Source organism: Streptomyces sp. NPDC001194, assembly GCF_042896985.1.
In the GTDB taxonomy this organism is placed as follows: domain Bacteria; phylum Actinomycetota; class Actinomycetes; order Streptomycetales; family Streptomycetaceae; genus Streptomyces.
In genome coordinates this window covers 441263-466583 of sequence record NZ_JBIAXU010000002.1, presented here as the reverse complement: position 1 = coordinate 466583, position 25321 = coordinate 441263, and the positions used below count along the sequence as shown (strand labels likewise).

The 25321-nt window shown below is 74.0% G+C and carries 25 protein-coding genes; 13 read left to right on the top strand and 12 right to left on the bottom strand.

Annotated features, from left to right (window positions below; genetic code table 11):
• Window positions 1–142: 142 nt before the first annotated feature.
• From ACFY1T_RS06850 to ACFY1T_RS06830, 5 genes are all read right to left on the bottom strand, one after another.
• Window positions 143–841 (bottom strand): DUF4191 domain-containing protein, encoded by a 699-nt coding sequence (locus ACFY1T_RS06850; protein ID WP_030863407.1) that lies wholly within the window; start codon window positions 839–841, stop codon window positions 143–145.
• Window positions 842–851: 10 nt separating this feature from the next.
• Window positions 852–1049 (bottom strand): hypothetical protein, encoded by a 198-nt coding sequence (locus ACFY1T_RS06845; RefSeq protein WP_030863404.1) that lies wholly within the window; start codon window positions 1047–1049, stop codon window positions 852–854.
• Between the two features lie 421 nt (window positions 1050–1470).
• Complete coding sequence (lipA, locus tag ACFY1T_RS06840; protein ID WP_383501534.1) at window positions 1471–2424, bottom strand: lipoyl synthase; 954 nt, start codon at window positions 2422–2424, stop codon at window positions 1471–1473.
• A gap of 110 nt (window positions 2425–2534) precedes the next feature.
• Window positions 2535–3332, bottom strand: coding sequence for a lipoyl(octanoyl) transferase LipB (gene lipB / locus ACFY1T_RS06835; RefSeq protein ID WP_390787276.1), 798 nt, complete (start codon window positions 3330–3332; stop codon window positions 2535–2537).
• A gap of 76 nt (window positions 3333–3408) precedes the next feature.
• Window positions 3409–3717: a hypothetical protein gene (locus ACFY1T_RS06830; RefSeq protein WP_390787275.1), complete on the bottom strand. Its 309-nt coding sequence runs from the start codon at window positions 3715–3717 to the stop codon at window positions 3409–3411.
• A 173-nt stretch (window positions 3718–3890) separates the two neighbouring features.
• On the opposite strand from ACFY1T_RS06830, the gene ACFY1T_RS06825 reads away from it, so the two are divergent.
• The gene (locus ACFY1T_RS06825; protein ID WP_390787274.1) at window positions 3891–5354 is read left to right on the top strand and encodes a regulator; all 1464 of its coding nucleotides are present in this window, start codon (window positions 3891–3893) and stop codon (window positions 5352–5354) included.
• Window positions 5355–5477: 123 nt separating this feature from the next.
• Here ACFY1T_RS06825 and ACFY1T_RS06820 read toward each other — a convergent pair whose 3' ends face one another.
• From ACFY1T_RS06820 to ACFY1T_RS06810, 3 genes are all read right to left on the bottom strand, one after another.
• Complete coding sequence (locus ACFY1T_RS06820; RefSeq protein ID WP_390787273.1) at window positions 5478–6734, bottom strand: FAD-dependent oxidoreductase; 1257 nt, start codon at window positions 6732–6734, stop codon at window positions 5478–5480.
• Between the two features lie 180 nt (window positions 6735–6914).
• Entirely contained in the window at window positions 6915–7805 is an 891-nt protein-coding gene (locus ACFY1T_RS06815) for a TIGR01777 family oxidoreductase (RefSeq protein ID WP_390787272.1), read from the bottom strand.
• A 67-nt stretch (window positions 7806–7872) separates the two neighbouring features.
• Complete coding sequence (locus tag ACFY1T_RS06810) at window positions 7873–8601, bottom strand: VIT family protein (protein ID WP_390787271.1); 729 nt, start codon at window positions 8599–8601, stop codon at window positions 7873–7875.
• An 88-nt stretch (window positions 8602–8689) separates the two neighbouring features.
• On the opposite strand from ACFY1T_RS06810, the gene ACFY1T_RS06805 reads away from it, so the two are divergent.
• Complete coding sequence (locus ACFY1T_RS06805; protein ID WP_390787270.1) at window positions 8690–9829, top strand: PP2C family protein-serine/threonine phosphatase; 1140 nt, start codon at window positions 8690–8692, stop codon at window positions 9827–9829.
• Between the two features lie 67 nt (window positions 9830–9896).
• Here ACFY1T_RS06805 and ACFY1T_RS06800 read toward each other — a convergent pair whose 3' ends face one another.
• Window positions 9897–10154 carry a hypothetical protein gene (locus ACFY1T_RS06800; protein ID WP_030872068.1) on the bottom strand — a complete coding sequence of 86 codons (258 nt, stop codon included), beginning with the start codon at window positions 10152–10154 and terminating at the stop codon, window positions 9897–9899.
• A gap of 296 nt (window positions 10155–10450) precedes the next feature.
• Between ACFY1T_RS06800 and ACFY1T_RS06795 the strand changes: the two genes are divergently transcribed.
• Both ACFY1T_RS06795 and ACFY1T_RS06790 read left to right on the top strand, forming a co-directional pair.
• Window positions 10451–10822, top strand: a complete 372-nt coding sequence (locus ACFY1T_RS06795) for an ArsC/Spx/MgsR family protein (RefSeq protein WP_390787269.1) — start codon at window positions 10451–10453, stop codon at window positions 10820–10822.
• A gap of 111 nt (window positions 10823–10933) precedes the next feature.
• On the top strand, window positions 10934–11572 hold the full coding sequence (locus tag ACFY1T_RS06790) for a hypothetical protein (protein WP_390787268.1): 639 nt from the start codon (window positions 10934–10936) through the stop codon (window positions 11570–11572).
• Between the two features lie 72 nt (window positions 11573–11644).
• Here the strand turns inward: ACFY1T_RS06790 and ACFY1T_RS06785 are convergent, their stop codons facing one another.
• A complete protein-coding gene (locus ACFY1T_RS06785; protein WP_390787437.1) occupies window positions 11645–12586 on the bottom strand; it encodes a Gfo/Idh/MocA family protein in 942 nt (313 codons plus the stop codon).
• Between the two features lie 251 nt (window positions 12587–12837).
• Here ACFY1T_RS06785 and glnII point away from each other — a divergent pair, with 251 nt between their 5' ends.
• Together glnII and ACFY1T_RS06775 are read left to right on the top strand one after the other, a co-directional pair.
• Window positions 12838–13857: a glutamine synthetase gene (glnII, locus tag ACFY1T_RS06780; protein WP_390787267.1), complete on the top strand. Its 1020-nt coding sequence runs from the start codon at window positions 12838–12840 to the stop codon at window positions 13855–13857.
• Window positions 13858–14306: 449 nt separating this feature from the next.
• Window positions 14307–14900 (top strand): winged helix-turn-helix domain-containing protein, encoded by a 594-nt coding sequence (locus tag ACFY1T_RS06775; protein WP_390787266.1) that lies wholly within the window; start codon window positions 14307–14309, stop codon window positions 14898–14900.
• A gap of 58 nt (window positions 14901–14958) precedes the next feature.
• On the opposite strand, the gene ACFY1T_RS06770 is transcribed toward ACFY1T_RS06775, so the two are convergent.
• Both ACFY1T_RS06770 and ACFY1T_RS06765 read right to left on the bottom strand, forming a co-directional pair.
• A complete protein-coding gene (locus ACFY1T_RS06770; protein ID WP_390787265.1) occupies window positions 14959–16410 on the bottom strand; it encodes a PepSY-associated TM helix domain-containing protein in 1452 nt (483 codons plus the stop codon).
• A 74-nt stretch (window positions 16411–16484) separates the two neighbouring features.
• Window positions 16485–17120 carry a hypothetical protein gene (locus ACFY1T_RS06765; RefSeq protein WP_390787264.1) on the bottom strand — a complete coding sequence of 212 codons (636 nt, stop codon included), beginning with the start codon at window positions 17118–17120 and terminating at the stop codon, window positions 16485–16487.
• Window positions 17121–17323: 203 nt separating this feature from the next.
• Here ACFY1T_RS06765 and ACFY1T_RS06760 point away from each other — a divergent pair, with 203 nt between their 5' ends.
• The 7 genes from ACFY1T_RS06760 (at window position 17324) to ACFY1T_RS06730 (ending at window position 25302) form a co-directional block, all read left to right on the top strand.
• Window positions 17324–17926, top strand: a complete 603-nt coding sequence (locus ACFY1T_RS06760) for a rhomboid-like protein (RefSeq protein ID WP_390787263.1) — start codon at window positions 17324–17326, stop codon at window positions 17924–17926.
• Window positions 17927–18020: 94 nt separating this feature from the next.
• Window positions 18021–18818, top strand: a complete 798-nt coding sequence (locus ACFY1T_RS06755; RefSeq protein WP_390787262.1) for a tyrosine-protein phosphatase — start codon at window positions 18021–18023, stop codon at window positions 18816–18818.
• A gap of 99 nt (window positions 18819–18917) precedes the next feature.
• Window positions 18918–20861 (top strand): hypothetical protein, encoded by a 1944-nt coding sequence (locus ACFY1T_RS06750; protein WP_390787261.1) that lies wholly within the window; start codon window positions 18918–18920, stop codon window positions 20859–20861.
• 174 nt (window positions 20862–21035) lie between these two features.
• Window positions 21036–22472 (top strand): hypothetical protein, encoded by a 1437-nt coding sequence (locus ACFY1T_RS06745; protein WP_390787260.1) that lies wholly within the window; start codon window positions 21036–21038, stop codon window positions 22470–22472.
• Between the two features lie 136 nt (window positions 22473–22608).
• On the top strand, window positions 22609–23505 hold the full coding sequence (locus ACFY1T_RS06740) for a metal-dependent hydrolase (RefSeq protein ID WP_390787259.1): 897 nt from the start codon (window positions 22609–22611) through the stop codon (window positions 23503–23505).
• Complete coding sequence (locus tag ACFY1T_RS06735; RefSeq protein WP_390787258.1) at window positions 23502–24548, top strand: PDR/VanB family oxidoreductase; 1047 nt, start codon at window positions 23502–23504, stop codon at window positions 24546–24548. Before ACFY1T_RS06740 ends, ACFY1T_RS06735 begins: the two co-directional genes overlap by 4 nt.
• Window positions 24549–24579: 31 nt before the next feature.
• Window positions 24580–25302: a TetR/AcrR family transcriptional regulator gene (locus tag ACFY1T_RS06730; protein ID WP_390787257.1), complete on the top strand. Its 723-nt coding sequence runs from the start codon at window positions 24580–24582 to the stop codon at window positions 25300–25302.
• Window positions 25303–25321: the final 19 nt, after the last annotated feature.

The window sequence follows — 25321 nt, the reverse complement described above, 5'->3', positions numbered from 1 at the left end:
CCCCGCCCGCCGGCCGGCGGCCCGCAGGCCCGGCCCCCGCATTACACCGATGAGCCGTCCGCCTGACCCCGGGCGCCGCCCCCCCCCCCGGCGCCCCGGGGGCGCCCCTGTCGTGCATGGTGCGTCGTATACGAAAAGCGGGTCAGCGCATCTTTCCGCCGCGCGGCATCCGCATGCCCTTGGGCATCGGGCCCTTCGGCAGGGGCATGTTGCTCATGAGGTCGCCCATGGCCCGCAGCTTGTCGTTGACCTGCGTGATCTGCGGACCGGCCAGTACGCGCGGCAGCTTGAGAAGCGTCGTGCGGAGCTTCTTCAGCGGAACCTCGCCCTCGCCGGTGCCCACGATGAAGTCGTGGACCGGGATGTCCGGCATGATGCGGGCCAGCTTCTTCTTCTCGGCGGCGAGCATCGGCTTCAGCCGGTTCGCGTTGCCCTCGGCGATCAGCACGACGCCGGCCTTGCCCACGGCCCGGTGGACGATGTCCTGGCTCCGGTTCATCGCGACGGCCGGGGTGGTCGTCCAGCCCCGTCCCACGTTGTCCAGTACGGCCGCGGCCGCGCCCGGCTGTCCCTCCATCTGCCCGAAGGCAGCCCGCTCGGCCCGTCGTCCGAAGACGATCGCCATCGCGAGGAACGCCACCAGGAAGCCCAGGATGCCCAGGTAGACCGGGTGGTCGATCAGGAAGCCGATCGCAAGAAAGACACCGAAGGTGACGATTCCCACGCCCGCGACGATCAGACCGACCTTCGGGTCGGCCTTGCGCGTCATCTTGTACGTCAGGGCGATCTGCTTCAGTCGCCCGGGGTTCGCAGCAGTCTCTGCGTTTGACTTCCTCGCCATAGAGCGAAGTTTACGTGGCCTGCGGGGTCCGGGTGGCCGCGGCCTCGAGTACGTGCTCGGTTTCGACCCGGTCCTTGGCTCTGCGGCGGTCTTCGAGGACCGCGCTCCATGCGTTGCGGCGGGCGCCGCTCATGAGCAGCGACTCGAAGCCCCGGAAGGCGTCGGTGAACGACGGAATGGCAATGGCGCGTACGGGCGCGGCCTGCATGATGTCGATCCCTCTCACGGTGCTGGGCGGTTCGGGGACGGTCTGGGGCGCACGGTGGCGCATGGCGGTGGTGTGCGCCGGTGTGCGCGGTGCGTGGAGCCATCGTCACTGACTGGTGTTACCAGGGCATGACCGGTCGGTCAAACGGTGATGAAACATTTACGCGGCCCGCCGGACCCTCGCCATGGAGAGCCTAGGGGCCGCGTCGATGCGGTGTTACCCGTTGGTAAGACTTTGTGCGTGAGTTCACACAGTCCGTGCGGTAGCGCGCGTCACACCGCCGCATGTCCGCCCTCGTACCTCGGGCGGACCCGCAACCTACGCTCCGGCTCGGCTGCGCTTCTCTGCGTCCTTGGTCGAGCTCCGCCTCGCCACCGCTCCGGCCGCATGTCCGCCCTCGTACCTCGGACGGACCCGCAACCTACGCTCCGGCTCGGCTGCGCTTCTCCATCGCCTGCGTGTAGAGGCGCCCGGCGCGGTACGACGAGCGGACCAGCGGGCCCGACATCACACCGGAGAAGCCGATCTCCTCGGCCTCCTTCGCCAGCTCGACGAACTCGGCCGGCTTCACCCAGCGCTCGACGGGGTGGTGCCGCGGCGAGGGGCGCAGGTACTGGGTGATGGTGATGAGCTCGCAGCCGGCCTCGTGCAGCTCCTTCAGGGCCTGCGAGACCTCCTCGCGCTCCTCGCCCATGCCCAGGATCAGGTTCGACTTGGTGACCAGGCCGTAGGCGCGGGCCTGCCGGATCACGTCGAGCGAGCGCTCGTAGCGGAAACCGGGGCGGATCCGCTTGAAGATCCGCGGGACCGTCTCCACGTTGTGCGCGAAGACCTCGGGGCGGGAGGCGAAGACCTCCTCCAGCAGCTCCGGGACCGCGTTGAAGTCGGGGGCGAGCAGCTCGACCTTGGTGTGGCCGCCCTCGCGGGCCGCCGTCTGCTCGTGGATCTGGCGCACGGTCTCCGCGTACAGCCAGGCGCCGCCGTCGGCCAGGTCGTCGCGCGCGACGCCGGTGATGGTGGCGTAGTTCAGGTCCATCGTGACGACCGATTCGCCGACGCGGCGCGGCTCGTCCCGGTCCAGGGCCTCGGGCTTGCCCGTGTCGATCTGGCAGAAGTCACAGCGCCGGGTGCACTGGTCTCCGCCGATGAGGAAGGTGGCCTCGCGGTCCTCCCAGCATTCGTAGATGTTGGGGCAACCGGCCTCCTGGCACACGGTGTGCAGTCCTTCGCCCTTCACCAGGGCCTGCATCTTCGTGTACTCGGGACCCATCTTCGCCCGGGTCTTGATCCACTCGGGCTTGCGCTCGATGGGCGTCTGGGCGTTACGGACCTCGAGGCGCAGCATCTTGCGTCCGTCGGGTGCGACTGCGGACACGACCGGCTCCCTGTGACTTCGATTCTTCGGCGCCCACCAGGGTACGCCCGTAATTTCATACGCTCTTACGTCGGCCAACCTGGCGGTGACCGCCCGCATTCCCCCGGCCGTCAGCCCGCGGCGGGTTCGATCTCCCGCGGCCGCAGTTCCGCCTGCTCCAGTACGTCCTTCAGGTGGCGTTCCACGACCGGCAGCACGTCGGCGATGGTGATCTCGCGGCCCAGTTCGTACGAGAGCGAGGTCACACCGGCGTCCCGGATTCCGCACGGGATGATCCGGTCGAACCAGGTGCTGTCCGGGTTCACGTTGATCGCGAAGCCGTGCATCGTGACGCCCTTGGCCACGCGGATGCCGATCGCGGCCAGCTTGCGGTCCTCGCGGCGCTGGCCGGCGTTGGAGGGGGCGTACTCGGGGCCGTTCAGGCGCGGGTCGAACTCCTCGTCCGTCAGCCGCGGGTCGAGGTCGAGGGAGAGCCCGCCTATCTTCGGCCGGTCCTCGACGGGGTCCCCGAGGACCCAGACCCCGGACCGGCCCTCGACGCGGGTGGTCTCCAGGCCGAACTCGGCGGCGGTGCGGATCAGCGCCTCCTCCAGCCGGCGCACGTGTGCGACGACGTCGACCGGGCGGGGCAGCTTCATGATCGGGTAGCCGACCAGCTGGCCCGGGCCGTGCCAGGTGATCTTGCCGCCGCGGTCCACGTCCACGACGGGGGTGCCGTCCAGCGGGCGCTCGCTCTCGGCGGTGCGCCGGCCCGCCGTGTACACGGGCTGGTGCTCCAGGAGGAGGCAGGTGTCGCCGATCTCGTCCGCGAAGCGCGCGGCGTGGACCCGCCGCTGCTCCTCCCAGGCCCGGGTGTACTCGACGTAGTCGGGTCCGAAGCCCAGACGGACAAACCCAAGCTCAGCCACCGCAGCGCCTCCTCGTTGAACCTGCCGTGTGCACGTATCGCACCAGCCAAGGGTACGGCGGCCGGATTCCGCCCCCTCAGTGGCCCGTCACCGCCGGGCCGGCCGGCCCGTCCAGCGGTCCCGGCGGGAGCGTCCGCGGCCGGCGGGAGCGGCCCCGGGCCACCGGCCGGTCCGGGTCCTCGTCGGCCGTGGGCAGCCGCCGGTGGCCCTCCGAGTGGTCGTTCACCCAGCCGCACACGCCGCACGCGTACCGCCCGTCCAGCCCCGCGATGTACGTGCCGCACCGCCGGCACTCGGCCTCGGTCAGCTCGGGCGCGGGCAGCGGTGCGGGCAGTCGTGCGGCGGCGTCGGCGGAGGGCTCCGCCCGGGTGGGCCTGCGGTTCATGCCGCGCAGCGTACGCGGACGGAGGGGGTCAGTCCGTAAAGCGCCCTACCGATTCTGCACACGATCGGATGAATGTGGGACAGAGGGGGCGGCATGGGCGGAGTTCGCCGCTACATTCACGCCGTTCACAGGGCCGGGACCCCGGTCCGTCACGTCAGGAAACCGTGGAGCCGATGACGGAACGACCTGCCCAGCGCGTCCCCAACCGGCAGCTCGCGGCGCTGATCGCGGAAGCCGGGTTCTCCAACGCCGGTCTGGCCCGGCGCGTCGACCAGCTCGGCCTGGAGCACGGTCTCGATCTGCGGTACGACAAGACCTCCGTGACCCGGTGGCTGCGCGGGCAGCAGCCGCGCGGGACCACTCCGGCGCTGATCGCCGAGGTCTTCACCCGGCGCCTGGGCCGCCGGCTCTCGGCGCAGGACCTGGGCCTGGACGCCTGCGCGCCCGTCTACGCCGGTCTGGAGTTCGCGGCCACCCCGGAGGAGGCCGTCGACATCGCCAGCGGGCTGTGGCGCAAGGACTCCGGCTCCCACGCCGAGCTGCGGAAGATCGCGTTCACCCCGGCCGGGCTGGTCGTGCCCAGCCGGGACTGGCTCATCGGCCGCGCCGACGAGCGGGTGGGCCGCGGTGCGGACCCGGCCGCGGCGGCCGCCGCGGCGGCCTCGGCCGCCCGCGTCCCGGTCCAGGGGCGCGGCTCGGTGCCCCGGCAGCGGCAGATCGACCGGGGGCCCGGCCAGCGGGTGACCGGCGGGGACATCGCGGCGCTGCGCTCGGTGAGCGAGCTGTTCCGGACGCTGGACCACACGTACGGCGGCGGCCACGCCCGGCAGGCCCTGGTGCGCTACCTGGAGCACGAGGCCGAGCCCATGCTGCGCGGCACGTACGGGGAGACCACCGGGCGCCGGCTCTTCTCGGCCGCGGCCGACCTGACCCGGCTCGCGGGCTGGACCTCGTTCGACATCGCCGCGCACGGGCTCGCCCAGCGCTACTTCGTGCAGGCGCTGCGGCTGGCGCAGGCCGCCGGGGACCGGCCGTACGGCTCGTACGTGCTGGTGACCATGAGCCGGCAGGCGGTCTACCTCGGCCACGGCCGGGAGGCGGTGCAGCTGGCCCGCGTCGCGCAGCAGGGCGTCGGCTCGGGACCGCCGCCGGTGGTGCAGGCGCTGCTGCACTCGGCGGAGGCCCGCGGGCACGCGGTGCTGGGCGAGGTGCGGGCGGCGACGGCCTCGCTGGTGCGGGCCGAGCGGGCGCTGGGTGCGGCCCGGCCGGGGGACGACGTGCCGCACTGGGCGCGGTTGTTCGACGAGGGTCAGCTCGCGGACGAGTTCGGGCACTGCCACCGGGACCTCCAGCAGTACCGGGCCTCGGCGCAGCACGCGGAGCGGTCGCTGCAGCTGCGGGCGCCCGGGTTCGCCCGCTCGCGGCTGTTCTGCCGGGTGGTGCTCGCGACGGCGCGGCTGGGTCTGGGCGAGCTGGACCAGGCGTGCGCGCTGGGCGCGGAGGCGGCTCAGCAGGCGATGGAGATGCGGTCGGTGCGCGCGGTGGAGTACGTACGGGACTTCGAGCGGCGGCTGGAGCCGTACCGGGAGGCCTCGGCGGTGCGGACGTACCGGGACCGGGTGGCTGCGCTGTCGTAGGCCGGCCGGGGTACGGGCGGCGGCGCCGCCGCGGGGCGTCCGGGCACGGCGCCGCCGCGGGCGCTCCGGGCAAGGGCGTGGGCCCGGTTCCGCGGGGGAACCGGGCCCGGTCCGTGATGGTTCTCAGGCCACCGCCCGGACGGCGGGCTCCGCGCTCGCCGGCAGCCGGATGCCGAAGTCGCGCAGTACGGCGGTGGCGGCGCGGCGGGCCGAGTGCAGCGCCCCCTGGACGGTGTTGGAATCGCGGTGGTCGCCGCACACGTACAGCCCGGCCAGGACCCGGACCGGCCGGCGCAGGTCGTACGGCGGCGGCATCGCCGGTACGGCCTCCGGGGCGTGGTGGACGGCCAGCAGCTCCCAGTCGCGGGTGCCGGTCTCGTACAGCCGGGCCAGCCGCGAGGCGACCGTACGGGCGGGCGGCGGCGGGCCGAGCACGGTCGTGGTGACCAGGCTCCGGCCGGCCGGGGCCCGCGTCGGGTCGACCGCGCTCATCACGGCGGTGTGCGCGACGGGCCAGCGCGGATCGCCGTCGAGCAGGAGCGAGCCGTCCCACGGGAGCGGGGCGGCGGTGGCGTGGTGGATGACGGTCACCTCGTGGAACGCCGGCACCCGCAGCCCGGGCAGCAGTTCGGCCGCGGCCCGCGCGCCGGTGGCCAGGACGGCGGAGCGGCAGCTGAAGTCGCCGTGCTCCTCGGTGGTGACCAGATTGGTCGCCACCGAACGGACCCGGACCCCGGTGCGCACCGTGCCGGGCGGCAGGGTGGCGGCGAGGAGCTCGGGCAGGGTCGCGGCCCCGCCCTCGGGCACGGCGAGCCGGCCGCGGGCGAAGGTGCGCAGGGCCAGGTCGGCGACCCGGCTGGAGGTGGTGAGCTCCGGATCGCGGAGCAGGGCGGTGAGCAGGGGGCGCAGGGTCGCGCCGAGGGCCCGGGAGCGCAGGGCGGCGAGCGCGGTGCGTTCGGGGCGGGCCAGTACGCGTTCCACCGGCAGGGCGGCGAGCCGGCCGAGGTAGGCGCTGAGCCGGGCCTGGTCGAACGATCCGCTGGCCAGTGCCCGGGCCGGGGTCAGCGCTCCGGCGCGCGACTGCCGGCCGTCGGCGTGGACGAGCACCCCCGGCGCGAAGGGGCGCAGGACCAGGCCGGCCAGGCCGGGGGTCCGGTCGAGCTCCGTGTACGAGGTGTTGAGCAGCTGTCCGATCCGGTCCAGGCGGAATCCGTCGACGTGCTCGGTGGCCATTCGGCCGCCGGGATCGTCCGCGGCCTCCAGGACGGTGACCGTGACCCCGGCCGCGATCAGGTGGTGCGCCGCCGCGAGTCCTGAGACTCCGGCTCCTACGATGACGACGTCCGCGTGCTGTGCGGTGCGGTGCGAGCTGGTGAGCACGTGCCCCTCCCCGAGGTCGGCGCGGCTGTGTGGGAATCCTCCTTCCCCCAACGGGCTCCAGGGGAACCCTGGTTCGATGGGCTATTACGGCCAACTCCGGTCGCACACCGGTCGCATCCGGGTCACAGGCGGTCGCACGGGGGCGGCGCGCGCCTCCGCGCGCGCCGCGGGCCGGGGCCATCAGGCCAGCGCGGCGCGGATCGACTCCTCGATCCCCGGGTGCCGGAAGATGAAGCCGGACTCCAACAGCCGGGCGGGGCGCACCCGCTGACTGCCGAGCACGTCCCCGGCGAACTCACCGAGCACGACGCGCAGAACGGGGGCCGGCACCGCGCACAGCGTCGGCCGGTGCAGTACGCGGCCCATCGCTGCGGTGACCTCCCGGTTGGTCAGCGGCTCGGGGGCGGTCAGGTTGAGGGGGCCGGACAGCCCGGGCGTGTCGATGGCGTGCCGCAGGGCGGCGATCTCGTCGTGCAGGGAGATGAACGACCAGTACTGGCGGCCGTCGCCGAGCCGGCCGCCGATCCCGGCCTTGAAGATCGGGAACAGCTTGCCCCAGGCCCCGCCCTCGGCGGCGACGACCAGTCCGGTCCGGGCGAAGACCGTCCGCACGCCGGCCCGCACGGCGGGTGCCGCGGCCGCTTCCCACTCGACGCAGACCTCGGGCAGGAAGCCCTGCCCGGCGGGGGCGTGCTCGTCGACGGCGCGCTCGCCGGTGTCGCCGTAGTAGCCGACGGCGGTGCCGCAGACGAGGACGGCGGGCGGCGCGTCGAGCGCGGCGATCGCCCGGGCCACGGCCGCGGTCCCCTGCACCCGGCTGTCCCGGATCTCCTTCTTGTACGCGGCGGTCCACCGGTGTTCGCCGACGCCGGCCCCGGCGAGGTGGACGACGGCCGCGCAGCCCGCGAGCCCGGCGGGGTCCACGTATCCGCGCCGCGGATCCCACTGCGCCTCGTCGGGGGCGGCGGGCGTGCGCCGTACGAACCTCACCACCTCGTGCCCGTCCGCCCGCAGGGACCGCACGAGGGCCTGCCCGATGAGCCCGCTGGCCCCGGTGATCGCAATTCGCATGCCCCCATGATGCAGCTCCGCTCCCCGGCCACCCTTCCCCGCCGCGACGGCCCGCGGCGCGGCGCCGTCAGGAGGTGCCGAGCCAGGTGCCGACCGCGTACGTGACTCCCATCGCCAGGGCGCCGCCGATGACGTTGCGCAGGATCGCCCGGCCGGGAGGGGCACCGCCCAGGCGGGCGCTGATCACCCCGCACAGCGTCAGCGCCGCCAGCACCGCCGCCACGGTCACCGGCACCCGCTGCGACGGCCCCGGCAGCGTGATCGCCAGCAGCGGCAGCAGCGCCCCCACCGTGAAGGCGATCAGGCTCGCGAACGCCGCGTGCCAGGGGTTCACCAGCTCGTCGGGGTTGATCCCGAGCTCCACCCGCGCGTGGGCCTTCAGCGCGTCCCGCTCCGTGAGCTGCACGGCCGCCTCCCGCGCGAGGTCCCGGTTCAGCCCTCTGGCCTCCAGCAGCTCCGTCAGTTCCGCCAGCTCCGCCTCCGGCTCCTCGGCCAGCTCCCGCCGCTCCGTCTCCAGCGCGGCCCGTTCGGAATCCCGCTGGGAGCTGACCGAGACGTACTCCCCCGCCGCCATCGACAGCGACCCCGCCAGCAGTCCGGCCACCCCAGCGGCCAGGATCGAGGCGCGCGAGGTGGTGGCCCCGGCCACGCCCACCACGAGCCCGGCGGTGGAGATGATCCCGTCGTTCGCGCCGAGCACCCCGGCCCGCAGCCAGTTCAGCCGCGAGCCGATCTCGGCGCTCTGCTCCGCCGCGCCGCCCGCTCCCGCCCCGCCGCCCGCATCCGCATCCGTCACGGGACCACTGTCGGCGCCCGGGCCCCGCGGGGCCACCCGGCGGCCGGTCCGGCGTGCGCGCCCCCCGCCCGCGTACCAGGGTGGAGGGGTGAGACGCCGACGCGAGGAGCCCGGCTGGCTGCACGGCAAGCCGCCACCGCTCTGGGCCCGCATTGCCCCCGTGGTGGCGCTCGTGGTGCTCGTGCTCGTGCAGCGCCTCACCCAGGGCGAGGCCGAGGTGGGCTTCTTCCTGGCCGGACTGCCGCCGGTGGCCGCCTTCGCCTACGGGGCCGCCGGCACCGCCGCCTTCGCCGGGATCGTGCTCGCGCTGCTCGGCATGCCCTGGGCCGGTACCGCGCACCCGCGGGGCGCGGACCTGGCCACGGTGGCCGCGATCGGGCTGCTGAGCGTGGTCATCGCCTGGGTCCGGCGGCGCCGTGACGCGCAGCTGGTGAGCGTGCGGACCGTCGCCGAGGCGGCCCAGCTGGCGGTGCTGCCGCCCGTGCCGGAGCAGGTCGGTCCGGTGCGCTGTGCCGGGCTGTACCGGGCCGCCCAGCGCGGCACCCTGGTCGGCGGAGACCTGTACGACGTACGGGTCGGGCCGTACGGGGTGCGGGCGCTGGTCGGGGACGTGCAGGGGCACGGCCTGGCGGCGGTCGGCACCGTGGCCGGGCTGCTCGGGGCCTTCCGGGAGGGGGTGCTCGACGATCCGGAGCTCGTGGGGGTGGCGGCCCGGCTGGACCGCAGGCTGCTCGCGGACACGGCGGGCGCGGGGGATGCGGCGGGCACGGCGCGGACGGCGGGCCCGGACGGCTCCGCGGACGGGTCGGGGGGGCAGCCGGAGCTCTTCGCGACGGCGCTGCTGCTGGAGTTCCCGCCCGGACTGGACCTCGTACGGATCGTCTCGTGCGGGCATCCGCCGGCGCTGCTGCTCCGGGCTTCCGCCGTCTCCGAGCCTGCCGTGGAACCGGGCCCTCCGCTGGGGCTCGGACTGTCCGGACCGGACCTCGCGGTGGTGACCGACGTACCGCTGCTGCCGGGCGACCGCCTGCTGGCCTACACGGACGGGGTGACGGAGGCCCGCGACGCGGCGGGCGAGTTCTACCCCCTAGCGGCCCGGGTCCCGGCCCTGGAACGGGACCCGGAGGGACTGGTCGAGGCGGTGTGGCAGGACCTGCTGGAATTCACCGACGGCGGCCCCCGCGACGACGTGGCCCTCCTGGTCCTGTCCCTCCCGGACACCCCCTAGGGCTGTCGGATCGGGCAGGGCGCTTGGAACGCCCCGCCCGACCCGTGCGTCCCCGCCGGGGGGGGGCTCAGGCTCCGTTGCTGATGATGAAGGCGCGGACCATCTTGCACGTGACGTTCGACGGGCGGTGGATGCCCGTGCGGACCGCCATCGTGCGGATCTTCCGGTTGGTGGCGCGGCGGGCGTCGTACGTCCCCGAGTCGAGCAGGGATATCGCCAGCCGCATCGCCTTCAGACGGCGGTTGTGGCTCTCGTACCACTCGCGGGGCAGGCCCGCCGGCAGCGGCTTCTTCTTGACGGGCTCGAGGGTCATGGCAGTGGCCATCTACAGCCTCCCAAACGGTAGTTGGCTTCCTGTCGTTCTCCCTCGATTTTACCGGCGACCACTGACAAAAGCCCCTGGCAAGAGGGCTGCCCCCTAGGGGGTGTCTTGTCGATCAGGCCGGGTCAGGGAGCGGTGGTGGGCGCCGTGGATCGCAAGGCGGACGTGGGGGTCCCCCCGCCGAAGGCAGGGGGAGGAGGCGACGCGGAGCGTCGGCGAGCGAGGACAACGCGGCGAGGCGCGGTGCCCGCCGCCGCGAGCCCGGCGTGATCGGCAAGACGCCCCCTAGGCTGGGGGCCATGGAGATCTGGATCAATCCCGCCTGCTCGAAGTGCCGCAGCGCGCTGACCCTGCTGGACGCGGAGGGCGCCGACTACACGGTGCGCCGCTACCTGGAGGACGTGCCGTCCGAGGCCGAGATCCGCGAGGTCCTGGGCCGGCTCGGGCTGGAGCCGTGGGACATCACGCGCACCTCGGACCCGCTCGCGAAGGAGACCGGCGTACGGGACCTGCCGCGCGAGGAGACGGACGAGGCACGGGGCCGCTGGATCGCCCACCTCGCGGCGCACCCGAAGCTCATCCAGCGCCCGATCATCACCGCGGAGGACGGCACGGCGGTCGTCGGCCGCTCGGAGGAGGCGGTCCGCGAAGCCCTGTCCCGCCGCTCCTGACCGGGCCGCCCGCCCCCGTTCCTCATCTCGGCCTCACCCCCTCGCCCCATATGGTGTGAAACCAGCCAAACGGGATTCACCACACCAGAAGGAACGCACCAGAGGACCGCGATGACCGACGAGCAGACGAGGCGGAACGGACAGGCCGGGCAGGCCGGGCAGGCCGGACAGACCGGCCACGCCGGACAGACCGGCCACGCCGGGCAGGACCGGCAGGACCGGCAGGGCGCACAGGAACCGCGGCAGCCCCCCGGGCCCCACCTGCCCCCGCCGCGCCGGGGTGCCGACTGGATGTTCGGCGGGGTCTACGGCACCGTGCTCGCATCCGGCCTGCTGGCCGCCCTGGACCAGGCGGGCGGGGAGAACACGCCGTTCTACGACGCCAGCTGGGTCCTGGTCACCGCCTGCGCGGCCGCGCTCGCGCACGGGTACTCGCACCACATGTCCAGCCATCAGGCCGGCTCCGCCGCCCTCCGGTGGCGGGTGCTCTCGCGGGCGCTGTGGAACGAGTGGCCGATGATCGTGGCCGCAGTGCCCACCGTCCTGCTGCTGCTCATCGCCGGGCTCGCCCACTGGGACTCCCACGCGGTGACCGCCGTGGGACTCGGCCTGAACACCGCGCTGCTCTTCGCGTGGGGCTCCTTCGTGGCGCTGCGCGTCGGCTACCGGCTCGGCCAGGCCCTGCTCATCGGCCTGGCGGACGCCACCATCGGCCTCGCCATCATCGTGGCCAACGCGGTCATCAAGTAGCCCCGCCGCGGCCCCGGGTCCCCGTGCCCCGGAGCCCCGGGGCTCCGGGGCACGGGGATCCCGCCGCCCCGCTCATGACGGGAGCCGGGACTCCGCCTCCGCCAGGATTTCCGTCAGCCGGGCCGCGAACCGGGCGTCGCGGGGGTCCGGGACGCCGGTGCGGGCCGCGGCGATCAGGGCGTCGAGGGCGCGGCCGTACGCGCCCGGTACGTCGGTCCAGTTCGGCAGCGAGAAGACCCCCTCCGCACCGCGCAGTTCCAGCCCCACCCCGGCCGCCGCCGTCGGCGCGCCCAGGCTGAGCACGGCCGTGCTGGCGGCGCCCGAGGCGTGGCGCAGGGCGAGCTGGACCACGTCGGAGGGACCTCGGGTGGCACTGACGGAGGTGACGTCGCCGAGGATCGGGATCAGGACGGACAGGGCGTGCGGGCCGACGTCCCACAGCCCGCCCTTGGCCTTGCGCCAGGGCGAGTCGGCGTACGCGCTGGGCGCGCCGTCGGGCGGGAACACGGCGCCGAGCCAGTGGGCGGCGGCCGTGAACCAGCCGGAGCGGCCGGCCTGCTCGGCGACCCAGCCGGCGGCCGGTTCGGCGAAGCGCAGGGTGAGGAAGACGACGGAGGCGACCCCGTGCCGGGCGGCGGCGTCGGCGACGGCGCGCGCGTCCTCGGCGGTCGTGGCGACGGGCTTGTCGAGCAGCAGCTGGCAGCCCGCGGCGGCGGCGCGCACGGCCAGCGGTGCCTGGACGTCGGGCGGCAGGGCGAAGGCCACGACGTCACAGTCGGCGAACAGCGCGTCGGGGTCTTCGTACACCTTCACCCCGAACGCGTCGGCCAGCTCGGCGGCGGCTTCGGGGCGGCGGCCCCACACGCCGGCGAACTCCGAGCCGGCGTGCGCGGCGAGGGCGGGGGCGTGGGTGCGGTGGGCCCAGGGACCGGTGCCCAGCAGGCCGACCCGGGGACGGGCCGGCAGGCGGGGGGAGTCCGCGGGGTCATCGGCCGAGGTCAAATCGTACGAAATGCTCACCCGCTCAGTCTGCCCCACTCGGACGGGTGTGCTGCCACCAACCCGCACAACCCGCCCGACCTGCAGCGTAAACCTCGGTAACACGAGGTTCACACACGGGCAACGGAAGAGAAATCGCGAGCGGGCACGCTGCGGACCACACCGCAACGCACCGCAGTACGACGAACGCGGCACGAAGAACACCACACCCGCAACGCAGCACCCGCACAGTCTGCGCCGGAGCGACGCACCGAAGGATGGGGCCCGTGAGCTACAAGGCTGAGTACATCTGGATCGACGGCACCGAGCCGACGGCGAAGCTGCGCTCCAAGACGAAGATCCTGGCCGACGGCGAGGCGCTGTCGATCTGGGGCTTCGACGGATCGAGCACGAGCCAGGCCGAGGGCCACGCCTCCGACCGCGTGCTCCAGCCGGTGTTCTCCTGCCCGGACCCGATCCGCGGCGGCGACAACGTCCTCGTGCTCTGCGAGGTCATGAACATCGACATGACCCCGCACGAGTCGAACACCCGCGCCCTGCTGCGTCCGATCGCCGAGCGGTTCGGGGACCAGGAGCCGATCTTCGGCATCGAGCAGGAGTACACCTTCTTCGACGGCATCCGGCCGCTCGGCTTCCCGGTGGGCGGCTTCCCGGCCGCGCAGGGCGGCTACTACTGCGGCGTCGGCGCCGACGAGATCTTCGGCCGCGAGATCGTCGAGAAGCACCTGGACCACTGCCTCGCGGCGGGTCTGGCCATCTCCGGCATCAACGCCGAGGTCATGCCCGGCCAGTGGGAGTTCCAGGTCGGCCCGGTCGGCCCGCTGGAGGTCTCGGACCAGCTGTGGATCGCACGCTGGCTGCTGTACCGCACCGCCGAGGACTTCAACGTCTCCGCGACGCTGAACCCGAAGCCGGTGAAGGGCGACTGGAACGGCGCGGGCGCGCACACCAACTTCTCCACGAAGGCGATGCGCGAGGACTACCGCGCCATCATCACGGCGTGCGAGGCGCTGGGCGAGGGCTCGAAGCCGCTGGACCACGTCAAGAACTACGGCGCCGGCATCGACGAGCGCCTGACGGGCCTGCACGAGACCGCCCCGTGGAACGAGTTCAGCTACGGCGTCTCGGACCGCGGCGCCTCGGTCCGCATCCCGTGGCAGGTGGAGAAGGACGGCAAGGGCTACATCGAGGACCGCCGCCCGAACGCGAACGTGGACCCGTACGTGGTGACCCGTCTCATCGTCGACACCTGCTGCACCGGCCTGAAGAAGGAGGGCCTGGTCTGAGACCCGGCCCTCCCGGCCGACCGCGACGTGCGACGCCCGCCGAGCCCCTGTGGCCCGGCGGGCGTCGTGCGTCTTGCGTCGTGCGTCTTGCGTCGTGCGGCGCGCGCAGGGGTTACCGGAGGTCCGCTCGAGGACTCATCGCGGAATTTGAGATTCCGCTCCACTGGTTGAGACAGGGCGTGCCCCGGGTCCCCCACATCTGCTTCAATGGCGCTCATGGCCAGCCACTTGCACACCTCGAACGGTCGCAGCGACCTCGAGCCGTTCTGGCCCTCCCGTCAGGATCACGACTTCGACCGGGTGTGTCGCCGCACGGAGAACGCGCCGGCCCTCTAAAGCCTTTCGGGATCCGCCCACAGAGCTCCCCGAGGCCTTCGGTCCGCGCGGTACGCGATGACGACGTACGTACGTCTCCTGCCGACCACTTCGCGTGAAAGAGCTGACCACTCATGTCTCACACCCGTTCGCTGACCTCTGCCGCCTCCGCTGCGACCGCGCCCCTCGCCTACCCGCCCAGTCCGCGCCACCGGCTGCGGGCCGTGGACCGCAACGAGGCGGCCCGCGTGGTCGACCTCCTGCCCCCGGGAGCCACCTGGCTGCCCGCGCCGCAGCACTCCCTGCCGACGCTGCCGGGCCAGCCGCCGATGGTCGGCTACCTGGTCCTCGTACCGGCCGGGTCGGACGACCTGCAGCCGCCGATCGCCTTCGCCCCGCAGTCCGTTCCCCAGCCTCCGGCGGCGACCACCGCCACCGCCGCCGGGGACGAGCTCGTCCGGATCGACGCCGCCCAGCGCACCGCCGAGGTCGACGGCCGGGTACTCGACCTGACGTACCTGGAGTTCGAGCTGCTGGCCCACCTCGTGGCGCACCCGCACCGGGTGCACAGCCGCGACCAGCTGGTGACCACGGTCTGGGGCTACGGCCACGTCGGCGACGGCCGGACCGTGGACGTCCACGTCGCCCGCCTGCGCCGCAAGCTGGGCGCGGCGCACCGCGGCGCGATCCAGACCGTGCGCCGCGTGGGCTACAAGTACGCACCCTGAACGGACGAGCGGGTGGGCCCGCACCCCTGCGCGGAGTACGGGCCCACCTGCCGGCGCACTAGACGGCGCGGCGCGCCGCGACCGCTCCCAGCAGCACGTCGATCGCCAGGAACGCGACCAGGCTGATGCCGAGCAGCGGTACGAACCACCCGACCACCGCGGTCGCGGCGGCGAGCGGGAGCAGCATCGTCAGCGGCACCTTGCGCCAGGCTCCGCGCGGCTGCGCGCGACCTGCCGACAGGGCGCGGTCCTTGGTGGGCCGGCGCAGCCACCACATCCGGTAGCCCCAGAACACCAGGAACATCACCGCGACCGCGAGCGCGGCGAGCGCGATCTGGTTGGCGAGGCCGAAGGTCTTCCCCATGTGCAGGTCGATGCCGAAGCGCGTCAGCTGCGCGAGGACCGGGTAGTCGGCGAAGCGCAGTTCGTCCATGATGCGGCCGTCGGCGGGGTCGACGGCGACCGAGTCGAGGTGGACCGGCAGCTGCTTGTCCTGCTCCTTGATCACGTAGCCGTTGCCCTTGGCGGGCAGGGTGACGCGGAGCTCGTGGGTGACCCCGGCGGCGCGGGCGGCGGCCACGGCCTTGTCGACGCCGACGTCCGCGGTGGCCGGGGTCGCGGGCATCTCCGTGCCGTCGGGCATGGTGTGCCCGGTGTGCCCGGCGTGCGCGTCGGAGCCGGCGTCCGAACCGGGGGCGAGGGCCGCGGACACCGAGGGGGTGGCGCCGCCGAGCCCGTCCTGGAGCTGCCCGATGTTCTCGCCCGCGTACTTGGACCAGGTCAGGCCGGTGGCGGAGAGTGCGACGAGTCCCGCGACGGCCCAGAGGCCGACGGCCCCGTGCCAGGACAGGGTCTTGCGGCGGCCGGTGGCGGCGCGGTCGGGCAGGACGAGCAGGGCCTTGCGGGAGCGGCGGCGGCCGATCCACAGGGCGAGGCCGCCGAGCGCGACGATCCAGAGCCAGCTCGCGGCGAGCTCGCTGTAGTTCCGGCCGAACTCCCCGAGCTGGAGGCTGGAGTGGAACTCGCTGAGCCAGGCGCGCAGCGGCAGCGCGTCGCCTTCGGTGGTCAGCGCTCCGTTGACGTGGGCCGTGTACGGATCCACGAACACGGTACGGGTCTGGCCCTCCTCCAGCCCCGGGACCTCCATGATCACGCGGGTGGTCGCCTCGGGATCGGGCGCGGGCCACACGGCCACGACCTTGCCCTCCGGCACGGTGGCCCGGGCGGCCGTGAGCTGGGCGCTGAGCGGGACGGTGCTCTCGCCGACCCGGGCGACGGTCAGTTCGTCGGAGTAGAGGATCTTCTCGGCCTGCCAGGAGCCGGCGTACAGCAGGCCGGTGGCGGCGGCGAGGAAGAGGAGCGGGGCTATCAGGAGCCCGGCGTAGAAGTGCATGCGCAGGAGCAGCGGCCGCAGGGCGGCCCAGGCTCCGGGCTTCGAGGATGCGGCAGGCGTATCGGGGGTCGCGGCGGCGTCCGGGGTGCGGACGTCCTGAACCTCGTCAAGGGACATGTGGGTCCTAGGTGTTGGCGCAATGGCGAAGACGTGGGTGAAAGGGCCCCAGGTCTCGCCCCTCGGCCGGTCCTTCAGACGGCGAGGGCGCTGCGGCCGGGGGCCGTGGCGCGGGTGTGCGGCCGGCGGGGCGGCCCGCGGCGCACCAGGGCGTGGGCGGGCACCGCTCCGCGCAGCCTGCGCGGGGGTTCGTACGAGGGCCGGGGCGCGGGCGGCGCCGGTACGGGGGCCACGCGGGCCCGGAGCAGCGCGAACGCGCGGGCCAGCGGGCGGGCCGCCAGCAGCGCCGCGGCGCCGAGGACCGGTGCCAGCCGGAACACGGCGGCCTCGCCCCGGGCCAGCCAGGCGGCGCAGAACAGACCGGCGAGTACGTGGGCGGCGATCATGCCGAGTCCGCCGTGCCCGGCCATGCCGCTCATGCCGTCCATCCCGGGCAGGCCGGTCATCGCGCTCATGTCGGCCATCGCGCCCATGTCGGCGAGGCCGTGCGCGTCCGCCATGCCGTCCATGGAATGCACGGCGTGCACGCCGCCCGGCACGGGGTGGTGCTCGGTCACGGGCACGGCCGTCGGGACCCGGTGGCCCGCACCCCCCGCCTGGCTGCCCGAGAAGAGCAGGTGCAGTACGCCCTGCACGGCGAGCAGTGACGCGCTGATCCCGGCCGGCCCGCGGCGGCGCCCGGCGCCGAGCCAGGCGAGCCCGGCCGTCACCCCGAAAGCACCCAGAAGGCCTATCAGGGGAATATCAACGCCAGACATGTACGAATGCCCCACAGCGCCCAATGCGGTGCACACCGCCGCGAACATCGCGGCCCGTGTGACGCGCAGCGGCGCGGGGGTTCCTGGCATGGCTGAAACATGCTCGCACGGGCCCCGGTTCCGCCAGTCCGAGGGTCGTATCCGATCATGATCGGATGAAATCACTGCTGTGGCCGCCGCCGGCCCTCGGCGTGGTGTATGCGGGCGGGCTCCAGCTCGGCGCCTACGCCCTGGAGCGACGGGGGCCGGCGGAGCGCGAGCGCGTGCTGCGCGGCTGCTCGACGAATGTCGACAATCTCGCGGCCGGCCGCTGGGACACCCTGCTGAGCAGCGCCTTCGTCGTCGAGGAGCCCATGCCGCTGCCGTACGCGCTGCTGCTCGTCGCGACCCTCGGGTACGCGGAGTACGCGTACGGGGCCTGGTGGACGGCCGGGGTGTTCCTCTTCGGCCACGCCGCGGCGACGCTCCTGGTGTTCGGCGCCCTGCGCGGAACGGCGGACGCCCCGACCCGGCGGGCCCTGGACGTGGGCGCCAGCTACGGCTTCAACGCGGTGCTCGGCGCGCTGACCTCCTCGCTGCCGCGCGGCCCGGTCCGCACGGCCGCACGGGTGGGGCTGCTGGCGCTCGCCGCACGGCCGGCGCTGGGGCGGGACCGGAACTTCACGGACGCCGGGCACCTGGCGGCACTGGGGCTCGGGGTCGGACTGTCCCTCGCCTTCGATTACCTATCCGGGGCAAAACACCCGAAAATCGGATGAACGAATATCCGCCGCACCCGCCACCGCATCACCGCCACCGCTTCACCCTCCACCGCACCACCCACGCCGCACGCACACCGCTGGAGCCGCCACGATGACCACGACCACCCCCTCCACCACCGTCGCCAACCTCCGCGACCTCGGCGGCACCCCCCTGGCGGGCGGCCGCACCGTCCGCCCCGGCCTGGTCCTGCGCTCCGGCCAGCTGGACCGGCTCGACGTGGACGCCGACCCGGTGGTGGCCGCGCTGGGTCTGCGCACGGTCATCGACTTCCGCACCGACGCCGAGCGGGCCGACCACCCGGACCGGATACCGGAGGGCGTACGCCTCCTGGTCGAGGACGTCCTCGCCGACAAGATGAACTCCGGGAAGATGCCGGCCGCCACCCAGCTCAAGGACCTCCTGTCCGACCCGGCGATGGCCGAGGAGCACCTGGGCGGCGGCAAGGTGCAGGCGCTGTTCGCCGACACCTACCGGTCCTTCGTGTCCACCGCTTCCGCGCAGGCCGCGTATCGGACCCTGCTCACCGAGCTCGCGGACCCGCAGGCCGGCCCGCTGCTGTTCCACTGCACGGCGGGCAAGGACCGTACGGGCTGGGGCGCGACCGTCGTCCTGGCGCTGCTCGGCGCGGACGACGAGACCCTGATGGCCGAATACCTGTCCGTCAATCCGGCGGTCAAGCAGGCGTTCGCGCCGATGATCGAGGGCTTCACCGTCGCCGGCGGCAACCCGGACATCGCCCTGGGCCTGATCGGCGTGTTCCCCGAGTACCTGCAGGCCGCGCTCGACGAGGTGGGCACGCGGTACGGCTCGATGGAGAAGTACGTGCGCGAGGGCCTCGGCGTCCCCGACGAGACGGTCGAGGCGCTCCGCACCCGCCTGACGGCCTGATCCCGGGCGGCCCGGCCCCCGTTCGGCCCGGCGGCTCGCGGCCCGAACGCGCGACCCGGGGACGGGTGACCATCCGACGATTCGCTCGTTCTGCTGAACGTGACTGCGCCGGACACCGCCACCCGCCCCCCGTCTCCCGTGCCGCCCGACGTCGAGCTGGCCGAGGCCGCCATCGTCGAGCACTACCCGCGGCTGGTGCGGCTCGCCTACCTGGTGCTGCCGCCCTCCCTCGGCCGCAACCGGCGGGTGCTCACCGCCCATTCGCTGGCCCAGCGGGCGCTCCCGCGCGGGCGGCGGGGCGCCGGTGCGGAGGCCGCCGCCGCAGCAGCCGTGCAGGGCGGGGTTCCGGGCCAGCGCGGGACCCCGGGAGCCGACTCGGGTTACGCGTACGTCCGGCTGAGGGTGTTGCGCGCGGCCCTGGAGGCCGGGATCCCGCTGACGTTCCGGGCACTGCCCAGGCGGGCGCAACTGCCTCCGCTTCTCCCCCAGGTGTGGGGGCTGCGGCTGTTCCCGCGCTCCGGCGGGGCCGAGGAGCTGGCCCTGGACCAGTGGCTGGCCACCCTCGACGGCCCCGGCCGCGCGGCCTGCGTACTGCGCGCCCTGGAGCGACTGCCGGAGCCGGAGGTGCTCCGGGTGCTCGCGGAGGCCGGGGTGGCGAACCCCGCCGTCGCGGTCGCGGAGTCGGGCGATCCGGCCAACGACTCCCTGTTCGCGTCCCCCGAGTTCGATCCGTGCGCCCTCCAGGCCCGCCCCACCGACCTGCTGCGCCGGCGCCGGTTCGCGCGGGCCGGCCTGGCCGCCGCGGCCGCCCTCGCCGTGTGCGGGGCGCTGCTCGCGCTGCCCGGCGGCGGCTGGGGCGCGGACGGGGCCGCGGCGCCGCCGTACGCGCTCAACGCGGCGGCGGAGCAGGCCCTGGATCCGGGCAGGCTGGTCCGGGTCGCGCCCACCGCCTGGCGCACGTCCTCCCGTACGGGTTTCTCCACCTGGCCCGCCCGCGGCGACCGCACCGACGACGCCGAACTGCTGCGCCGGGCGCTGGCCGTCTGGGCCCGGCCCGGCTCGACCGTCGTCGCCTCGGCCACGCCCGGCACCCCTCCCGGGCCGCCGATGGGCCCGCCGCAGCTGCTGTTCGCGGGCACCGTCGACCAGGCGGTCGTGGTCCTGCTGTACGACGGCCTGCGCGTGGTCCGGTACGCCGAGCCCCGCACCGGGACCTCGGTCGCCGCGCTCGACTTCGCCCGGACCGACGCCGCCTCGGCGGAGAGCGCGACCGCGCTCGTACTGAGCCGGGTCGACGGCAACGTCCGCTACCTGACCGCGCCGTGGGTCACCGGGGTGGGGCTGCGGGACCTGCTCAAGCCCGGCGACTCCCCGGTGGCGCTGAAGCCGGGCCGGGACGGGGTCACCCCGCCGGTGGCGAGCCCGGCCCCGGCGGGCAACTGCACCGGCTGGAACGCCCTGGCCCTGACCGGCGGCGGCGCAACCCGGCTGGTCACCGACCTCGGCGAGCTGACCCCGGCCCGGCTGACCTCGGGCGCGCCGGGCGCGGAGCGCGACGTGGCCGAGGGGGCGGAGCTGGGCGACTGGTCGCGGATCGCGTGCCTGCTGCCGTCGGTCCGCTCGCACGGCGTCCGCAGCGTCAACGCCTGGACGTACGCGAAGCAGCCGCTGCCCGAGGGCGACGGCACGGCGACCTGGCTGTGCACCCGGGCCGAGACCTGGGCGGGTACGGAGGACCGGGTGCAGGCGCAGTTCCTGGCCCCGGGCGCCCCGCTGGCGGCGCAGGCGGCGAAGGCGGAGGGCTCGCCCGCCTGCGGGGCGCGGGAGCCGCGGGTGCTGGCGGGCGTGCTGTGGAAGTCGAAGGCCGGCCAGTGGTACGTACTGGCGGCGGGCAGCGCGCAGTTCGCCTCGCTGTCCGTGTCGGGCGGCGGGGTGAACGGGTCGGCGAACGGCAACCGGCTGGCGGTGAAGGCTCCGGCGGGCGCGCAGGTGGAGCTGGCGGGCAAGCTGACGGACGGCACGAAGGCGGGAGTGCTGCGGTAGCCCCGCGAGGACGTGGGTGAATCTTCAACCGTAAGGTGCCTCAACCATCAGGACTGGTCGGGGAGTTGGCGGGATCCGGACATGACGGCCGCATAGCGCACATGGCATGATCGGATTCCGGTTACCACTCGGTAACCCACCCACACCCCCCTCACGTACTGAAGGTTCACCCACGTGCGCATGCTCGCCCGACGGCTCCTGCTTCCCGGCCTGACCACACTCGCGCTCACCGCCACCGGCTGCTCCTCGACCCCGCACACCGGGGCCGCCGACGCGGCCGCCCCCGCCACCCTCGCGCCCGCCGGCGACGGCACGTCGCAGCAGCTCGACGTGGCCGCCGCGCCGCAGGGGACGCCGACCCCGGCGGCCGTGGCCCGCGCCGGCGCGAAGGGCAGGACGGAGCAGTCCTCGTTCAAGGTCGCCTCGTACGACCAGGCGAGCGGACGGGCCGTCATAGCCAAGGCCCCCCAGGGGCCCGCACCCGGCAAGTCCACCACCCCCTCCGCCTCCGCCAAGCCCTCCGGCTCCGCGTCCGCCTCCGCCTCCCCGCCGGCCGACAAGCCCGTCGCCGTGGGCGACGTCATCGCCAGCGCACCGGCGCCCGGCGCCCCCAACGGCCTGCTCGCCAAGGTCACCGAGGTGGTCGGGAAGACCGACCGCGGCACCGAGGTCAAGACCGCCTCCACGACGCTGGCCGCCGTCCTGAACGACGACAAGGCCGACGGCAAGGTCCCCGTCGACCCGTCGTCGGTCACCGTCGAGCCCCTGATGAAGGGCGTCACCTTCTCCTGGGCCAAGACCGGGGGCGTGAAGTTCGGCCCCGAGGGCGCGAAGCTCCCGCTCGGCAACTTGCGGCTCGACGTGAACGCCGCCGTCGACACCGCCCCGGACGCCCCCGCCTCGGCGGGCGCCTCGGTGTCCGGATTCGTCCAGCTCGCCCCGCAGGTGGAGTTCTCCTACGACGGCAGCGGCGGCTCCGGCCCGCGCGGCGCCTTCCTCGGCATGAGCGGCGACTGGTCCTCGCAGTGGAAGCTCCAGGGCCGCGCCGCCGCGAGCACCGGAGCGCCCAAGCGGATCCCGTTCGCCAAGCTGCACAGCGCCCCCGTCATCCAGGTCGGCCCGGTGCCGGTCGTCGTCAACCTCGACATGACCTGCTACGTCCAGGTGGAGGCCGACGGCCGCGTCACCCTCGACGTCCAGCAGGACGTCAAGGGCGACTTCAAGGTCGGCGGCACGTACGCCCTGGGCAAGGGCTGGACCCCGGTCAGCCAGTCCAACGTCAAGAGCACGCCGGTCACGGCGACCGTCACCGCCTCCGGCAAGGTCAAGGGCGCGCTCGGCGCCGAGGCCTCCGTCGGCCTGTACGGGGCCGTCGGCGTCAGCGCGGACTTCGCCCCGTACCTGCGCGGCGAGGCCGATGCCAAGGCGAGCGCGTCCAGCGACGGCAAGACCTCCCTCAGCGGCTCGTGGGCGCTGTACGGCGGCTTCGACCTGAGCGGGAACCTGCACCTGCAGCTCTCCCTGTTCGGCACGCCGCTCTTCGAGCGCAAGATCCCCCTGGGCGCCCTCAACCGCGAGTGGGCCCTCGCGAGCGGCCACGCCGAGCGCTAGGCCGAGCGCCAGGCCCTGCCGCGAGGCGGCACACCGCAGGAGTCCCCCGGACGCACACCGCGTCCGGGGGACTCCTGCGTGAAGTGGTGGGCGCAGAGGGGTTTTCCTCTCCCCTACCCCTCAGTACATTGACGCCATGTCTAATACGCCGCACGCGCCCGCCCCCGTGGCGTCGGAGCACATCGAGCTCAAGGCGCGGAACGTGTCCTTCGGCTGGGAGGACACCCCGCTCCACTGGCTGCCCGGCGACCCGTTCGCCACCCACACCATCAACGTGCTGCACCTGCTGCTGCCCGCGGGCGAGCGCTGGTTCGTGCACGTCTACAAGCAGGTGCTCCCGTACATCAAGGACGAGCAACTGCGGGCGGACGTCGTCGGTTTCATCGGGCAGGAGGCCATGCACGCCGCCGCCCACGACGACGTGCTCCCCCACCTCAAGCGGCTGGGCCTGGACCCGACGCCCTACACGGCGCAGGTGGACTGGCTCTTCGAGAAGCTGCTCGGCGACCGGACGCTGCCTCCGGGCAGGGCCCGGCACTGGTGGCTGATGGAGCGGGTCGCGCTGATCGCGGCGATCGAGCACTACACGGCGTTCCTCGGGGACTGGGTGCTCAACGCGGACGAACTGGACCGCCGGGGCGCGGACCCGGTGATGCTGGACCTGCTGCGCTGGCACGGTGCGGAGGAGGTGGAGCACCGCTCGGTGGCCTTCGACCTCTTCATGCACGTGGACGGCGGCTACCACCGGCGGGCCCGCACCTGGGCCACCGCCTTCACGGCGCTCGTCTTCCTGTGGCAGCGGGGCACCCGCTTCTTCATGGAGAACGACCCGGAGCTGCCCGCCGCCAAGGCCTCCCTCGGCCAGTTCTTCCGGGCGGGCCGGCAGGGCACGCTGCCCTCGGCGGGGGCGATGCTCAAGTCGATCCCGACGTACCTGTCCCGTACGTACCACCCGTCCCAGGGAGGCTCCACGGCCCAGGCCGTGGCCTACCTGGCCTCCTCCCCCGGCGCGAACGGCGGTGCCATCGCATGAGCCGCGCCCTGAAGCTGGCGGCGGTGGCCGGCGCGGCCCTGCTGACCCGGCGCGCCCTGCGGGGGCGCATCGCCCGCTCCCCGCTGTGGCCCCTCCCCGCGCTGGAGACCCCGGTCTCGGGCCGCTCCCCCCGGCGGTGGCTGCCCGCGCTGATCGTGTCCCGCACGGAGCCCGCCGACGGGGTGGTGATGCTGACCCTCGAATCCCCGGAGCTCCCGCCGTGGACCCCGGGCGCGCACGTGGACGTACAGCTCCCGTCGGGCCTGGTCCGCCAGTACAGCCTCTGCGGAGACCCGGCCGACGCGGGCCGCTACACGATCGCGATCCGGCTGATCGAGGACGGCCGCGGGGGCTCCCGGGAGGCGCACGCCCAGCTGGTGGAGGGTGCCGAACTCCCCGTACGCCCGCCCCGCAACCGCTTCGAGCTGGTGCCGTCCTCCTCGTACGCCTTCGTCGCGGGCGGCATCGGCATCACCCCGATCCTCCCGATGCTGCGCGAGGCCGCGGCGGCGGGTGCGGACTGGACCCTCCTGTACGGCGGCCGCTCGCGCTCCTCCATGCCGTTCACCGCCGAACTGGCCGCGTACGGCTCCCGGGTCACCCTCGTCCCCGAGGACGAGGCCGGCCTCCCCGACCTGGGCCCGCTCGCCTCGGCGGCCCCCGGCACCCTCGTCTACTGCTGCGGACCGGCCCCCTTGATGAAGGCGGTGGAAGCGGCAGCCCCGCCCACCGCCGCGGTCCACCTGGAACGCTTCACCGCGGCCCCCGACACCGGGACCTCCCGCCCCTTCACGGTCGAACTCCACCGCTCGGGCCGCACGATCGAGGTCGGGAGGGACGAATCCACCCTGGCCGCGGTGCGCCGGGAGCTGCCCGACACCCCGTACTCCTGCGAGCAGGGCTTCTGCGGCACCTGCCAACACCGGGTCCTCGCGGGCGAGGTCGACCACCGCGACACCCTCCTCACGGACCAGGAGCGCGAGGACTCGATGCTGCTCTGCGTCTCCCGCGCCCAGGAGGACCACCTGGTCCTCGACCTCTGAGCGTCGCCGCAGGCCCAGTAGGGTGTGGCGCATGACTACCGGGACGCGGCGCAGGATGGGTGTCGAGGAGCGGCGGCAGCAGCTGATCGGCGTGGCCCTGGAGCTGTTCAGCCTCAGGTCGCCCGACGACGTGTCGATCGACGAGATCGCGGCGGCCGCGGGGATATCGCGGCCGCTCGTCTACCACTACTTCCCTGGCAAGTTGAGCCTGTACGAGGCCGCTCTGCGGCGGGCCGCCGACGAGCTCGCGCAGCGCTTCGTCGAGCCCCGGGAAGGTCCGCTGGGGGCGCGGCTGCTGCGCGTCATGGGCCGGTTCTTCGCGTTCGTCGACGACCACGGGCCCGGTTTCTCGGCGCTGATGCGCGGCGGCCCGGCCGTCGGCAGCAACCGGACCAACGCGATGATCGACGAGGTCCGGCAGGCCGCCTACGAGCAGATCGTGACGCACATCGGCATCGAGAACCCGCCCGCGCGGCTGGAGCTCGTGGTGCGGTCCTGGGTGTCGCTGGCGGAGTCCACCGCGCTGATCTGGCTGGAGGGGCGGAAGATCCCGCGGTCCGAGCTGGAGCTGCAGCTCGTGCACGACTTCGCCGCGCTGGCCGCCGTGAGCGCCGCGTACGACGCGGAGATGGCCGCCATCCTCGGCCGGATCCTTCGCGACGAGCCGGCCGACGGGCCGTTCGGGGAGCTGGTCGGGCGGCTCGTGGGGCTGGTGCCTCCGGCGGTGGAGGCCGCCGTTCCCGACCCCCGGTGATCATCCGCGTGATAATGCG